Below are 14194 nucleotides of genomic sequence, written 5' to 3' on the forward strand. Positions count from 1 at the left end.
GGGTTCCGCGCGGGTCTTCGCGCGCTTCAGCGGGTGGCGATGCGGGGCGGCCGCGGGAACGGGTAGCCGCGGCGTTGGTACCGGGACCGGCCGAACCGGTAGAGCTCGTAGGAGGTCATGGCCTCCACGGCCCTGGCCCGCAGGTCGAGGGTCAGGCCGGACCGGTAGAGGCCGTAGGCGAGCCGGCGTTCCGCCGCCGCCGCGAGCTCGTCCCGCAGCGGGCCGTCGCGCAGCGCCGCACGCGGGCCGAGCAGGCCCTCCAGCACGGCCAGCGCCCCGGCGGTGTCGCCGTGGTTCAACCGCTCGCGCACACCGGCCAGTTCGGCCGGATCGCGGTGCGCCTGGTCGATCGCTCGCAGACAGGGCAACGGGGTGCCGGACAGCGCGACCAGCAGCTCCTCGCGGCGCAGTTGGGCCGGGTCGTGGTCGATCGCGGTGAGCGTCCCGTCGATCACCGCGATCCGGTGCCGGGCGCCGCGACACTCCACCACCCGGTGCCCGGGCGGTGGTTGGGGTTGTGGTTCGGCCCGGTGCCCGGGCGCCAGCGCGGCCGCGACCAGCGGATGCAGCCGGTCCGGCGTGATCGCCCCGCTGCGCAGCAGGTCGACGTCGGGCGGCACCCAGGTCGCCGCGTCCGGCAGCAGCGGCAGCGCCCGGACGTCCCCGGTGGCGTCCTCGACGCTGGTGCTGGTGCTGGTGCTGGTGCTGGTGCCGGGCCGGAGCACCAGCCGTCGGTGCCGCCCGAGCCGTACCGAGACGGGCCCCGGGGGGAGTCCCTCGGCGCGCAGCAGCAGTTCGGCCTCGGCGGCCCAGCGGTCGACGGCGAGGTGCAGGCCGCGCGGGCCGACTCCCGTGACCGGCAGGCCGGTTGGTGGATCGGCTGCGGAGTCCGGCAGGCCGGTCAGCGGATGGGACGCGGATCGCAGCGCCAACTCACCGCTGCGATCCGCGTCCCACAGGTGCCGGTGCAGGTCGAGCCGGTAGCGGCGGCTGGGGCGCGGACGGGGGTGCGGGGCGGATCCGGTTCCAGGCCCGGAGTCGGGGTCGGGACTCAGGCCCGAGCCGTCCCACAGCGCCAGGCTGATCCGCTGTCCGTACTCCGCCCAGGCGGGCGGCGTGCGGACCACCAGGTGCACCGGCCGCTCGGCCGGGTAGCGGGCCAGCGGTACGGTCAGCCCGGCGCGCAGCAGGCCGTCGGGTGCGGTTCTGGGCAGGTGCCAGCGCAGCAGGTCCGGTGCCAGGCGGCGCAGGTCCTCGCGTACCCGGTCGGCCACTTGCCGACCATGGGTGCGCGAGACGTCCCGCAGCCGGAAGTCCACCTCGACGTTGGCGGCGGCGCAGGCCCCGGCCCAGTCGCCGGCCAGTCGGCGCGCGGTGGCGGTTTCGATCATGGAGGGCGGCACGGCGTACTCGCGTACGCGCCGCCAGAAGGAGAAGCGGGAGTCGTCCTCGTTCGCGGTGTGAGTGAGCATCAGCACTCACCTTGGGCGAACGGGACCTCCGATCCGAGAGCAGCGAAAGTCTTCATCGCCGGGGAGCATAGTGCCTGCCCTGGCCGCCGCGCTACACCCTTTTGCCGGCCTGCCTGGCGGGCCGAGCGCTCCCTATGCATTTCAATTATTTGCCTAAACCCCCTAGGCAACCTCATGCTCGTATCAGGGAGTGGGGGGATCGCCGCTCCACGCCTCCGCACTCCCCACCTCTGCGCTCGCGCCTCCGTCCCACCGAACGAAGAAGCACCATGATCACCACGCCCGTCACCGAGTCCCTCCTGCACGGCCACCTGGACGTCGAGCACACCGGCCGCGGCCTGCTCCCGCACCGGCTGCCCGCCCGCGCCCGCCGCCAGATCCCCGACGAACAGCTGGCGATGGCCCAGTCGCAGCCCTCCGGCGTCCGCCTGGCCTTCCGCACCCGCGCCACGACGCTGGCCCTCCACACCGTCCCCACCAAGCGCGCCTACCCGGGCGTGCCCAGCCTGCCCGACGGCGTCTACGACCTCCTCGTCGACGGCCGACCGCACGCCCAGGCCACCGTCCCCGGCGGCAACCTGCGCACCGTCGACCTCACCACCGGCCGCACCACCCTCACCGAAGGCCCGCCCGGCACCGCCCACTTCACCGGCCTGCCCGCCCACGACAAGACCGTCGAGATCTGGCTCCCGCACACCGAGACCACCGAACTCATCGCCGTCGACTCCGACGCGCCCCTCGCCCCCGTACCCGCCGCCACCCGCAACCGCTGGCTGCACCACGGCAGTTCGATCAGCCACGGCTCCAACGCCACCCACCCCACCGGCACCTGGCCCGCCCTCGCGGCCCTCGCCGCCGGCCTCGACCTCACCAACCTGGGCTTCGGCGGCGGCGCCCTGCTCGACCCCTTCACCGCCCGCGCCATCCGCGACACCCCCGCCGACCTGATCAGCCTGAAGCTCGGCATCAACCTCGTCAACGCCGACCTGATGCGCCTGCGCGCCTTCACCCCGGCCGTCCACGGCTTCCTCGACACCATCCGCGATGGCCACCCCACCACCCCGTTCCTGGTCGTCTCCCCCCTCCTCTGCCCCATCCAGGAACACACCCCCGGCCCCCTCGCCCCCGACTTCACCAGCGGCACCCTCCGCTTCCGCGCCACCGGCGACCCCGCCCCCGGCCGCCTCACCCTCACGGTGATCCGCGCCGAACTCGCCCGCATCGTCGAAGCCCGTACTGCCGACGGCGACCCCAACCTCCACTACCTGGACGGCCTCACCCTCTACGGCGAGACCGACCACGACACCCACCCCCTCCCCGACGCCCTCCACCCCTCCCCGGAAGCCCACCGCCTCATCGCCACCCGCTTCGCCCACCTCGCCCTCGGCCCGGACGGCCCCCTGGCGCTCTGACGGCAGCGGCCGCAGGCTGTCCGTGCCGTCAACTGCGGCGCCAGAGGAGGCGGGCGATCCCGAACCCGTCGGCATGCCCGGACCAGCCGACCTCGTGCCGGCCCGGCGTCCCGGCATCCCGGCGGGCCACCGGGTTCCGGCCCCCGACCCCTAGGGGTCGGGGAAGCCCGCCGTCGGTCCGGCGAACCCGGGGGAGCGGGGACGCCGGGCCCAGTGGCCCGACGGGCCCAAGCGGTGCGCGCCGTAGCCGCGCTGCAGGTCGGGGGGCCCACGGCGCGGTCGTCGGCGGTCAGCTGATCGGTCGTCGACCCTGAGCGGTGAACGGCCGGACATAGGAGTCAGGTCGCAGGTCGGAGCGTCGGCCTCAACCTCCGGTCGGATCGGGAGCCCATCCCGGCGTCGGACGAGGGACGGAGGTGGCGATACGGAGACTGGAGGCAATTCGAGACACCTGATGCACAAGAGGACTGGCATGGTTCTGCGAGACGGACGAACGATCTCCGCGCTGACGGTCGGCGCGCTGACCAGCGTGATGGCGGCGCTCACCCCCGCGACGGCGTTCGCGGCGGGGGATCCGCTCCAGCGGTACGCGCAGCAGGAACTCCGCTGGGAGCGTTGCGACCCGGGCCGGCCGGCCGCGTTCGAGTGCGCGAAGGTCAAGGTGCCGCTGGACTACGGCGCCCCGGGGGGCCGGGCGATCGACCTCGCGGTGTCGCGTGTCGCGGCGAGCAACCCGAAGGAGCGGCACGGCGTGCTGCTGATGAACCCCGGGGGTCCGGGCGGTCCGGGACTGACCATGCCCGTGGAGATGGAGACGCTGCTCCCGGCGCAGGTGCGCGAACGGTTCGACCTGATCGGCTTCGACCCGCGCGGAGTCGGGCAGAGCTCGCCGATCGGCTGCGACCTGACGGGCGATGAGCAGACCGTCCTCCACCCCTACGGCGCGCGGACCTTCGCGAAGGACGTGGCCCGGGCCCGGTCGGTGGCCGACAAGTGCTGGGCCAAGGCGGGGGACCTGCTGCCGCACATCACCACCCGCAACACGGCACGGGACATGGACGTCCTGCGGGCGGCACTCGGGGAGCGGAGGATCTCCTACTTCGGGCACTCGTACGGCACCTATCTGGGCGCCGTCTACACGCAGATGTTCCCCCAGCGCTCGGACCGGTTCGTGCTCGACAGTGCGCTCGACCCCGCGCTCGCGTGGCGAGGAACGTTCCGGGGCTGGGCGGCGGGGGCCGAACTCGCCTTCACCCGGTGGACCGAGTGGGCCGCCGCGCGCGACGCCACGTACGGGCTGGGCCGGACTCCGGCGCAGGTCCGCAGGACGTACTGGGAGCTCATCGCCCGCGCCGACCGCACGCCCGTCCCGGTGGAGGGCGGGGCGCTCGACGGCGGTGCGATCCGTTCCGAGTACACCGCGTTCGTCCACGTCGAGACGGTGACCCCGTGGATCGTCGCACTGAACGCGGCGGCTGCGGGAGGAGCGCCCGCCCCGGCCACGGCGGCCGCTGCGACATCGGCACCGTCAGTGCCCGGAACGGTCGGATCCGCGGTGTCCGACGCCGGCACGGGGGCCGGAGCGTTCACCGCGGACGTCCCGGCGGACAACCCGGTCGCCGTCGTGTGGGCCGTCTCCTGCGGCGACGCCCGCAGCTGGCCGCGCGATCCCGAGCAGTACCGCCGGGACGCGATCCGGGACCGGGCCAAGTACCCGCTGGCCGGCGACCTGGGAGCCAACGTTCAGCCGTGCGCGTTCTGGAAGTCGTCGGCCGGCGAACCGGCCACCGTGGTGAACAACGACGTCGACGCGCTGATCGTGCAGAACCAGTGGGACCCGCGGACGCCACTGGCCATGGCGCAGGGCATGCGCCGGGCACTGCACGGTTCGCGGATGGTCACGGTGGCCGACGGCGAGGGCCACGGCGTGGTGGTGAACGGCCCCTCCTGCGCGGACGCGGCCGTCACGCGGTACCTGACCACGGGCCGGCTGCCCGCCAGGGACCTGACCTGCGGCGCCCGGTAACGCGCTTCTTGGCCTGCTTGATCCCGGCTGCACCGCTGCACCGCTGCGCCGCTGCACCGTCGTGCAGTTGTTGTCAGCAGCGGAGCGGCGCCGCACCTCGGGGGTGCGGCGCCGCGTTCGTTCTTCCGGGCCTTCGGAGTTCATCCTGCGGTGCAGATGGTCCGGTCCCTCAGTCTCGGGAACTCAGGAGGCGCGGCCCGTCACGTTCTCCGCGGTGGCGTTCAGGTCGCACCAGACGGTCGAGGTTCCACCGCTTTCGACGCGGTTGCCGTAGTGGTGGTAACGGCCGTAACCCGGCTTGTAGCACGTCACATCCGCAACGAAGGGCCCGCCGGTGCACCTGATCGACGCGCCCGCATGACCTCCGCTTCCGGTGAAGAACTGCTTGTTGCTGCAGCTCAACGCCGTCGTGGTGGCGGAGGCCGACGTCGAGGAGATGCCGACGAATCCCGCACCGGCCAGGGCCGTGGCCAGGGCGAACGCCGCGACTCGCTTCCGAGTGCGCATGATGATCATCCTCCTTCGTGTCCAAATGGATCGGATGGAACAACCCTAGGATTGTGAATGGTGGAGACGGTAGACGGTTGCGATGAAATGGCCAGAAGGCGGCATTTCTAATGCAAACACTCTCCCTTGTTCGACCCTTGAACAGGAAAAGCGATGTCAAATCCTCATGGTGGTCGAACGATTCAAGTGGCGAGATCTGTTCGGTGCCGGCCTGCATGTCGGCCGGACGTCCGGCGTGTCAAGACCGCCGTCCGGGTCGGCCCCGCCCGGCCGGTCCACCCCGCACCGCGACCGTCCGACGAACGGCGCGGCACCCGTCCGCCGCACTTGCGAGCCCCCAGTTGCGTCCTGCCGGTGGCGCCGACGTCACGCTGTGCCGAGCCACACTGGTGGTCGGCCTCGCCCTCCCGTACGGGGAACGCCACGGAGACCGAACGCAAGGGCAGGTGCGGCGCGAAACCACCCCTGGGGCAGCGGGGAGGGTGCCAAGTCGCCTGCGCCTCGGGATTGTTCGGCAGGAGGTCGGGTCCGAACGGGGTGAGGGGTGTGGCGGACCTCGTGGCCGTGGCGCCGGATGGTGATGGCTCCGGCGGCGCGCTCTTGAGGCGCGGAGGGTGCGCCGATTCCCGGTATGGGGCACACGCTGTTCTCTCCCGGGCTTCCCCACCGGATCGGCGAAATCATTCGCGAGCACACCGCTTGGAGAGCGGAATGCCGAGCGGATGCCTGCCTTCTGCCTTGACCGTCATTGCCCGGCCCGGTGCCGACAGGACCCCGGTCGGGGCCGGCTGGGCGGTGGCTCCGGGGTGTCAGGCCAGGAAGCCGCGCAGCAGGGAGGCCGTGGCGGCGAGGTGTTCCTCGGTGGCGCGGCGGGCGGCGTCGCCGTCGCCGTCGAGGATCGCCCGGACCATGGCGCGGTGCTGTTCGGCGGCGTGCTCGATGTTGCGGTCCAGCATGGGGATCGCGTTCAGCAGGTCGTTGAGGCGCATCCTGGCCTCGGCGATGGCCGCGGCGAGGGCGGGGGAGCCGGTGAGTTCGCCGATGGCGAGGTGGAAGCGCGAGTCCAGTTGGCGGTACTGCTCCGCCGGGGCCCCGTCCAGTTCGGTCAGCCGGTCCTGCAGGTGGGCGCGCTGCTCGGGGGAGAGGGGGCGCCGGGCGGCGGCCTCGGCGGCGCCGACCTCCAGGACCTGCCGGTAGGTCAGCGCGTCCTCCAGCGCGCCGCCGAGGTCGCGGGCGGCGCGGCGCAGGTCGGCGACGTCCGGTTCGGGCATCCGGTAGGTGACGAAGGTGCCGCCGTAGCGGCCGCGGCGGGGCTCGACGCAGTCGGCCTGCTGGAGCGTCCGGAGCGCCTCGCGCAGGGTCTCGCGGCTGACGCCGAGCCGGGCGGCGAGGTCGCGTTCGGCGGGCAGTCGGTCGCCGGGGCCGAAGACGCCGAGCTTGATCGCCTGGAGCAGCCGTTCGACGGTCTCCTCGAAGGCGTTGCCGGTCCGGATCGGGCGGAAGATCGCCCCGGCGTCCCAGTCGAGCCGCGCCTGCTCACGTGCTACGTCCACGTCCACGCCGGAATCGTACCTGTGAACGGATATCCCGCACTCGTTCCCGTCCTGCCCTTGACGTGGCCACCGTCCAGCCGGAACGATGCTGCTCACCCACCAAATGGTCTGACTTTAGACCATTGAAGAGCTGTCCGAAGAGCCGTTCGACCGTCGAACCCGCCGGGGCGGGTGCGCCACGCCGTCGTGGCCGCGCGCACCCCGGCACACCCTCAACCCCCAGGGGTGCCCATGACCGACGCACGCTCACCCGACCACCCTGGCTCCGTCGTGTTTCCGGTGGACTCCTCCCCGGTTTCCGCCGACGAACAACGCCTCCGCGAGCTGGGTTACACCCAGGAGCTGGCCCGCTCGATGTCGGGCTTCTCCAACTTCGCCGTCTCGTTCTCCATCGTCTCGATCCTGTCCGGCTGCCTGACCCTCTACGGGACGGGGATGAAGACCGGCGGCCCGGCCCTGATCATCTGGGGCTGGCCGGTGGTGGGCCTGCTGACGCTCTGCGTCGGCCTCGCGATGGCCGAGATCTGCTCCAGCTACCCGACGGCCGGCGGGCTCTACTACTGGTCCGCCAAGCTCACCCGCAGCCGTAGCCGCGGCCCGGCCTGGAGCTGGTTCACCGGCTGGTTCAACTTCCTCGGCCAGGTCGCGGTGACCGCCAGTGTCGACTACGGCGCCGCCTTCTTCACCAACGCGTTCCTGGAGCTGCGCTTCGGCGTCGCGGCCACCCCCGCGCACACCATGGAGATCTTCGCGGTCATCCTGCTGGTGCACGGCCTGCTCAACACCTTCGGGGTGCGCCTGGTCGCCGTCCTCAACAGCGTGTCCGTGTGGTGGCACCTGATCGGCGTCGCGATCATCGTCGGCGCGCTCGCGCTGCTCCCCGAGCGGCACGCCTCCGCCTCCTTCGTCCTCACCGAGTTCGTCAACCGGACCGGCTTCCACAGCCAGTTCTACGTCGCGATGCTCGGCCTGCTGATGGCCCAGTACACCCTCACCGGCTACGACGCCTCCGCGCACATGACCGAGGAGACCCAGGACGCCGCCCGCTCCGGTCCGCGCGGCATCGTCAACGCCATCACCGTCTCCCTGGTGGCGGGCTGGATCCTGCTGCTCGGCATCACCTTCGCGATCCGCGACTACGACGGCGCGCTCAACAGCGACACCCAGGTCCCGCCCGCGCAGATCTTCATCGACGCGATCGGCTCCGGTGGCGCCCAGTTCCTGCTGCTCATCGTCATCGGCGCCCAGTTCTTCTGCGGAATGGCCTCCGTCACCGCCAACTCCCGCATGATCTACGCCTTCTCCCGCGACGGCGCGCTGCCCGGCTCCCGCCTCTGGCACCGCATCTCCCCGCGCACCCGGACGCCGACCAACGCGGTCTGGCTGGCCACCGGTGGCGCGCTGCTGCTCGGACTGCCCGCGCTCTGGAACAACACCGCCTACACGGCCGTGACCTCGATCTCGGTCATCGGCCTCTACATCTCGTACGTCATCCCGGTGTACCTGCGGCTGCGCCAGGGCGAGGACTTCCCGCGCGGCCCCTGGCACCTGGGCCGCTGGAGCCGGCCGATCGGCGTCGTCGCCGTCGGTTGGACGGCGGTGATCACCGTTCTGTTCATGCTGCCCACCGCCAGCCCGATCACCGCCGAGAGCTTCAACTACACCCCGGTCGCGGTGGCCGTGGTCGTCGGCTTCGCCGGCGTGTGGTGGCTGGCCTCCGCCCGGCACTGGTTCACGGGGCCGCACCTCGGTGGCGAGTCCGAGCTCCTGGCCGGGCCCCACTTCGGCGCCGAGCTGTCCGCACCGCCCGTACTGTCCGCGCCGCCCGTACCGCCCGTGCCGCCCGTACCGTCCGCGTCCGACACCGAACCGGAGACCCGATGACCACCCCCCGGCTCACCCTCGACGAACTGCGCAGCCGCGTCGCCGACGGGTCCGTCGACACCGTCGTGCTCGCCATGACCGACATGCAGGGGCGCCTCCAGGGCAAACGCGTCGCCGCCGAGTACTTCCTCGACGACGTCGTGCCCGGCGCCGCCGAGGGCTGCGGCTACCTGCTGGCCGTCGACGTCGACATGAACACCGTCGACGGGTACGAGGTCTCCTCCTGGGAGAACGGCTACGGCGACCTGACGCTGCGCCCCGACCTCGCCACCCTGCGGTCCATCCCCTGGCACCCCGCCACCGTCATGGTCCAGTGCGACGTCGTCCACCACGACGGCACCCCGGTCGCCGTCTCCCCGCGCCAGGTCCTCCAGCGCCAGCTCGACCGCCTGGCCGGCTACGGGTGGCAGGCCCAGGCCGCCACCGAGCTGGAGTTCATCGTCTTCCGGGACAGCTACGAACAGGCCTGGGACAAGGACTACGCCCGGCTCACCCCGGCCAACCAGTACAACGTCGACTACTCCATCCTCGGTACCGGGCGCATCGAGCCGCTGCTGCGCCGCCTGCGCAACGGCATGGCCGGCGCCGGCCTGACCGTGGAGTCCGCCAAGGGCGAGTGCAACCTCGGCCAGCACGAGATCGCCTTCAAGTACGCCGACGCCCTCACCACCTGCGACAACCACGCCGTCTACAAGACCGGTGCCAAGGAGATCGCCGTCCAGGAGGGCTGCAGCCTCACGTTCATGGCGAAGTACGACGAACGCGAGGGCAACTCCTGCCACATCCACCTGAGCCTGCGCGACGAACAGGGCGCCCCGGTCTTCGCCGGCGACCGCCCGCACGGCTTCTCCCGCACCATGGAGCACTTCCTCGCCGGCCAGCTCGCCTGCCTCGCCGACTTCGCCCTGCTGTTCGCCCCCACCGTCAACTCCTACAAGCGCTACGTCCCCGGCAGCTTCGCGCCCACCGCCATCGCCTGGGGCCGCGACAACCGCACCTGCGCCCTGCGCGTGGTCGGCCACGGCCCGTCGCTGCGCTTCGAGAACCGCGTCCCCGGCGGCGACGTCAACCCCTACCTCGCGGTCGCCGCCCTGATCGCCGCCGGCCTGCACGGCGTCGAGCAACAGCTCGAACTCCAGCCGGAGTTCACCGGCAACGCCTACGCCTCCGACGCGCCCCGGGTGCCCGCCACCCTGCGCGACGCGGTCGACGCCTTCGAACGCAGCGCCGTCGCCACCGAGGCGTTCGGCAAGGACGTCGTCCGGCACTACACCCACGCCGGGCGCACCGAACTCGCCTCCTACCAAAGGGCGGTGACCGACTGGGAGCGGCGCCGCGGATTCGAGCGGCTGTGACCCGCGAGGATCGCCGACCGCTGATCGGCATCAGTAGCTACCAGGACGACGCCGCCTGGTCCGTCTGGAACCAGCGCGCCTCCCTCGTGCCCCAGACGTACGTCGACGCCGTCGTCCGCGCGGGCGGCACCCCGGTGCTGCTGCCGCCCCAGCCCGGCGCGGCCGGCCACCTGCTCGACGCCCTGGACGGACTCGTCCTCGCCGGCGGACCGGACGTCGACCCGGCCCGCTACGCGGCGGCCCCCCACCCGCGCACCGGCCCGCCCCACCACGCCCGCGACGACTGGGAGAGCCGGCTGCTCGGCGCCGCCCTCGCCCGGGACCTCCCGTTGCTCGGCGTCTGCCGCGGCATGCAGCTGCTCAACGTCGTACTCGGCGGGACCCTCCTCCAGCACCTGCCCGACGACAGCCACCGGACCGCCCCCGCCCGCTACGTCCGACACCGGGTCGCCCTGGCGGACGGCAGTCGGCTCGCCGCCGTCCTGGGGCCCGCCACCGAGGTCTCCTGCTACCACCACCAGGCCGTCGACCGGATCGGCACCGGCCTGCGGGCCACCGCGCACAGCGCCGACGGCACGGTCGAGGCGCTCGAACTGGCCGGCCACCGCTTCGCCCTGGGCGTCCAGTGGCACCCGGAGACCGACCCGGACGACCTGCGCCTGTTCCACGCGCTCATCACCGCCGCGCTCGTCACCGCCGGCCAGTCCGTCACCGCCCGCTAGTTCCTCACGATCAGCCAGTCCGCCGGCCGGTCCGCAAGCCAGTACGCCAGCCAGTCCGCCAGCCAGAGGGAGACCGCCCGATGACCGAACCGGACCTCTTCGAGGTCGTCAATCCCGCCACCGAGGAGGTGATCACCACCGTCGAACTGGCCGGTCTCGCCGAGACCGACGCCGCCGTCGCCCGGGCCCGCGCCGCCTTCGACAGCTGGCGCCGGGTGGCCCCCGCCGATCGTGCCCGGCTGCTGCGCGCCTTCGCCGCCGCCGTCGACGCCGACCGCGAGCACCTCGCCGCCCTGGAGGTCGCCAACGCCGGGCACACCATCGGCAACGCCCGCTGGGAGGCGGGCAACGCGCGGGACGTCATCGAGTACTACGCCGCCGCCCCCGAGCGCCTGTTCGGCCGACAGATCCCCGTCGCCGGCGGCATCGACGTCACCTTCCAGGAACCGATCGGCGTCGTCGGGGTCATCGTGCCCTGGAACTTCCCCATGCCGATCGCCGCCTGGGCCCTCGCCCCGGCGCTCGCCGCAGGCAACACCGTCATCGTCAAACCGGCCGAGCTCACCCCGCTCACCGCGCTGCGCCTGGCCGAACTCGCGCTGGCGGCCGGGATCCCCGAGGGCGTGCTCCAGGTCCTGCCCGGCCGCGGGCCCGTCGTCGGGCAGCGCTTCGTCACCCACCCCGACGTGCGCAAGGTGGTCTTCACCGGCTCGACCCGGGTCGGAAAGGAGATCATGGCGGGCTGCGCCGCCCAGGTGAAGCCCGTCACCCTCGAACTCGGCGGCAAGAGCGCCAACATCGTCTTCGCCGACGCCGACCTCGCCAAGGCCGCCGCGACCGCGCCCTACGCCGTCTTCGACAACGCCGGCCAGGACTGCTGCGCCCGCTCCCGGATCCTCGTCGAGGCCTCCGTGTTCGATGACTTCATGGCGCTCCTGGAGCCGGCCGTGCGCGGCGTGCGGGTCGGCGACCCGGCCGACGAGAAGACCGAGATGGGCCCGCTGATCTCGGCCGCCCACCGCGCGCGGGTCTCCTCGTACGTCCCGGACGCGTCGGCCGTGGCCTTCCGCGGCAGCGCCCCCGACGGGCCCGGCTTCTGGTACCCGCCGACCGTCCTCGCACCCGTGCGCCACGACGACCGCGCCTACACCGAGGAGATCTTCGGCCCGGTCGTCGCCGTCGTCCCGTTCCGCGACGAAGAGGACGCCGTGCGCATCGCCAACGCCACCGCGTACGGCCTGTCCGGCTCCGTCTGGACCAGGGACCTCGGCCGCGCCCTGCGGGTCTCGCGCGGGGTCGAGGCCGGCAACCTCTCCGTCAACTCGCACTCCTCGGTGCGCTACACCACGCCGTTCGGCGGCTTCAAGCAGTCCGGCCTCGGCCGCGAGCTCGGCCCGGACGCCCTCGACGCCTTCACCCAGACCAAGAACGTCTTCATCTCCACGGAGGAATGATCAGCATGACCCAGCGACTCGACGGCCGCGTGGCCGTCATCACCGGTGCCGGCAGCGGCATCGGCCTGGCGACCGCCCGCCGCTTCGCCGCCGAGGGCGCGAAGGTGGTCTGCGTCGACCTCGACCCGGAGACCGGGGCCAAGGCCGCGAACGAGGTCGGCGGCCTGTTCATCCAGGCCGACGTCACCGACGAGGCCGCGGTGCGCGACCTCTTCCAGCGCGCCGTCGACGAGTACGGCCGCCTCGACATCACCTTCAACAACGCGGGCATCTCCCCGCCGGACGACGACTCCATCCTCACCACCGGCCTGGACGCCTGGAAGCGCGTCCAGGAGGTCAACCTCACCAGCGTCTACCTGTGCTGCAAGTACGCGATCCCGCACATGCAGCGCCAGGGCAAGGGCTCGATCATCAACACCGCGTCGTTCGTTGCCGTGATGGGCGCGGCCACCTCGCAGATCTCCTACAGCGCCTCCAAGGGCGGAGTGCTGGCGATGTCCCGCGAACTGGGCGTGCAGTTCGCCCGCGAGGGCATCCGCGTCAACGCCCTCTGCCCCGGCCCGGTGAACACCCCGCTGCTCCAGGAGCTCTTCGCCAAGGACCCGGAGCGGGCCGCCCGCCGCCTGGTCCACATCCCGCTGGGCCGCTTCGCCGAGCCCGAGGAGATCGCCGCCGCGGTGGCCTTCCTCGCCTCCGACGACTCCTCCTTCATGACCGCCAACACCTTCCTCGTCGACGGTGGCATCTCCGGCGCCTACGTGACCCCGCAGTAGCACCCGTAGTCGCGGCCTCCGGGGGCTCCGGGGGTTCCCGGGAGAGAAGGAGCGAGGGCCGTGCTGGTGTGCACGGCCCTCGCTCCGGGTGTGGGGCGCCCCGTTCCCGCCCTCGTCGCCCGGATCTGCACATGGTGATGAACTGTGCGGTGTGCACCGTCACTTGTACGCGGTGCTGAGCTGCAGTGTCGGTGAGGAATCGAACCCCTGCGCTGCTCTTCGCGCGCCAAGGACCGGATGAACCGCCGGCCCGCGGTGTGTGCACGCCTCCGTGGCGACTACCTGCTTCCCACACCCAGCCCGTGGGGTCAGTCCTCGATCAGGTCGATCTCCCAGTTGGTGCGCTGGATCAGGGTGTCCACCTCACGGATCTCCTTGGCCAGGGCGTCCGCCTGGGCGTGGAGCTCGGCGACCGGCAGGGCGGAGATGATCCTGAGTTCGGACCGCAGCTGCCGTACGGCTCCGCGCTGGTCGCGTCCGGAGGCGGCGTCGGCCGCCGCGGTGGTCACCGAGTGGCGCAGCCGCAGGACGTCGCGGCGGGCGAGGGCGTCGGTAAGGGTGCCGCCACCCTCGATGACGGCGGTCGAGTTGGTCCGGTTGATCTGACGGATCAGCCGCTCCAGCTCGTCCAGCACCTCTCCGGCCTGGGCCAGGACCTCCGCCGCGTTCTCGGCCGGCTCCTCGCCCTCCTGGTAGCGGGCGCTGCCGACGACGCGTGCCCGCAACTGCTCCACCCGCCGCGTCGCAGCCGCGCGCTGGGCGAGCGCTTCAGCCAGTTTCACCGCGTCATCACCTCTATGTCCTACTGATCGTCCGGCAAGTATGCACGTCGGTGCCGGATCAGCACGGTGGGGGGTGGGCCCGGCCGACCGACGAACACCTGCACCACGACCCCGCCCCCCGGGTACGGCCACATAGGCGCGCAGCTCGTCCAGCAGCGCGTCCGCCGACCACGACGCCGCGTTCAGGAACCTGGATCCGCGAGGGGGTGAGATGGCCCGCTCGTGCGGACATCGTCCATGCGCTCTTCTTTCGC

At 72.3% G+C, this 14194-nt stretch carries 11 protein-coding genes; 7 read left to right on the forward strand and 4 right to left on the reverse strand.

Annotation, left to right across the window (positions count from 1 at the left end; genetic code table 11):
• Positions 1 to 26: 26 nt before the first annotated feature.
• Positions 27 to 1472, reverse strand: coding sequence for a hypothetical protein (locus ACZ7BZ_RS27735; protein ID WP_470360712.1), 1446 nt, complete (start codon positions 1470 to 1472; stop codon positions 27 to 29).
• Between the two features lie 269 nt (positions 1473 to 1741).
• Here ACZ7BZ_RS27735 and ACZ7BZ_RS27740 point away from each other — a divergent pair, with 269 nt between their 5' ends.
• Together ACZ7BZ_RS27740 and ACZ7BZ_RS27745 are read left to right on the forward strand one after the other, a co-directional pair.
• Positions 1742 to 2884, forward strand: coding sequence for a GDSL-type esterase/lipase family protein (locus tag ACZ7BZ_RS27740; RefSeq protein WP_470360713.1), 1143 nt, complete (start codon positions 1742 to 1744; stop codon positions 2882 to 2884).
• Between the two features lie 472 nt (positions 2885 to 3356).
• Complete coding sequence (locus ACZ7BZ_RS27745) at positions 3357 to 4910, forward strand: alpha/beta hydrolase (protein ID WP_470360714.1); 1554 nt, start codon at positions 3357 to 3359, stop codon at positions 4908 to 4910.
• 183 nt (positions 4911 to 5093) lie between these two features.
• Here ACZ7BZ_RS27745 and ACZ7BZ_RS27750 read toward each other — a convergent pair whose 3' ends face one another.
• On the reverse strand, positions 5094 to 5426 hold the full coding sequence (locus tag ACZ7BZ_RS27750) for a hypothetical protein (protein WP_380458290.1): 333 nt from the start codon (positions 5424 to 5426) through the stop codon (positions 5094 to 5096).
• Positions 5427 to 6226: 800 nt separating this feature from the next.
• Positions 6227 to 6976: a FadR/GntR family transcriptional regulator gene (locus ACZ7BZ_RS27755; protein ID WP_470360715.1), complete on the reverse strand. Its 750-nt coding sequence runs from the start codon at positions 6974 to 6976 to the stop codon at positions 6227 to 6229.
• Between the two features lie 348 nt (positions 6977 to 7324).
• Between ACZ7BZ_RS27755 and ACZ7BZ_RS27760 the strand changes: the two genes are divergently transcribed.
• The 5 genes from ACZ7BZ_RS27760 to ACZ7BZ_RS27780 all read left to right on the forward strand — a co-directional run bounded on the left by ACZ7BZ_RS27760 (position 7325) and on the right by ACZ7BZ_RS27780 (position 13158).
• Positions 7325 to 8854, forward strand: a complete 1530-nt coding sequence (locus ACZ7BZ_RS27760) for an amino acid permease (protein ID WP_470360748.1) — start codon at positions 7325 to 7327, stop codon at positions 8852 to 8854.
• Positions 8851 to 10209, forward strand: coding sequence for a glutamine synthetase family protein (locus tag ACZ7BZ_RS27765; RefSeq protein WP_470360716.1), 1359 nt, complete (start codon positions 8851 to 8853; stop codon positions 10207 to 10209). Before ACZ7BZ_RS27760 ends, ACZ7BZ_RS27765 begins: the two co-directional genes overlap by 4 nt.
• Entirely contained in the window at positions 10206 to 10931 is a 726-nt protein-coding gene (locus ACZ7BZ_RS27770) for a gamma-glutamyl-gamma-aminobutyrate hydrolase family protein (protein ID WP_470360717.1), read from the forward strand. The genes ACZ7BZ_RS27765 and ACZ7BZ_RS27770 overlap by 4 nt, the downstream gene beginning before the upstream one ends.
• 80 nt (positions 10932 to 11011) lie before the next feature.
• Entirely contained in the window at positions 11012 to 12385 is a 1374-nt protein-coding gene (locus ACZ7BZ_RS27775) for an aldehyde dehydrogenase family protein (protein WP_470360718.1), read from the forward strand.
• Complete coding sequence (locus tag ACZ7BZ_RS27780) at positions 12382 to 13158, forward strand: 3-oxoacyl-ACP reductase (protein WP_229928387.1); 777 nt, start codon at positions 12382 to 12384, stop codon at positions 13156 to 13158. The genes ACZ7BZ_RS27775 and ACZ7BZ_RS27780 overlap by 4 nt, the downstream gene beginning before the upstream one ends.
• A gap of 308 nt (positions 13159 to 13466) precedes the next feature.
• On the opposite strand, the gene ACZ7BZ_RS27785 is transcribed toward ACZ7BZ_RS27780, so the two are convergent.
• Positions 13467 to 13940, reverse strand: a complete 474-nt coding sequence (locus tag ACZ7BZ_RS27785; RefSeq protein WP_470360719.1) for a DIP1984 family protein — start codon at positions 13938 to 13940, stop codon at positions 13467 to 13469.
• Between the last annotated feature and the right edge of the window lie 254 nt (positions 13941 to 14194).

The organism is Kitasatospora sp. NPDC036934 (genome assembly GCF_055608425.1).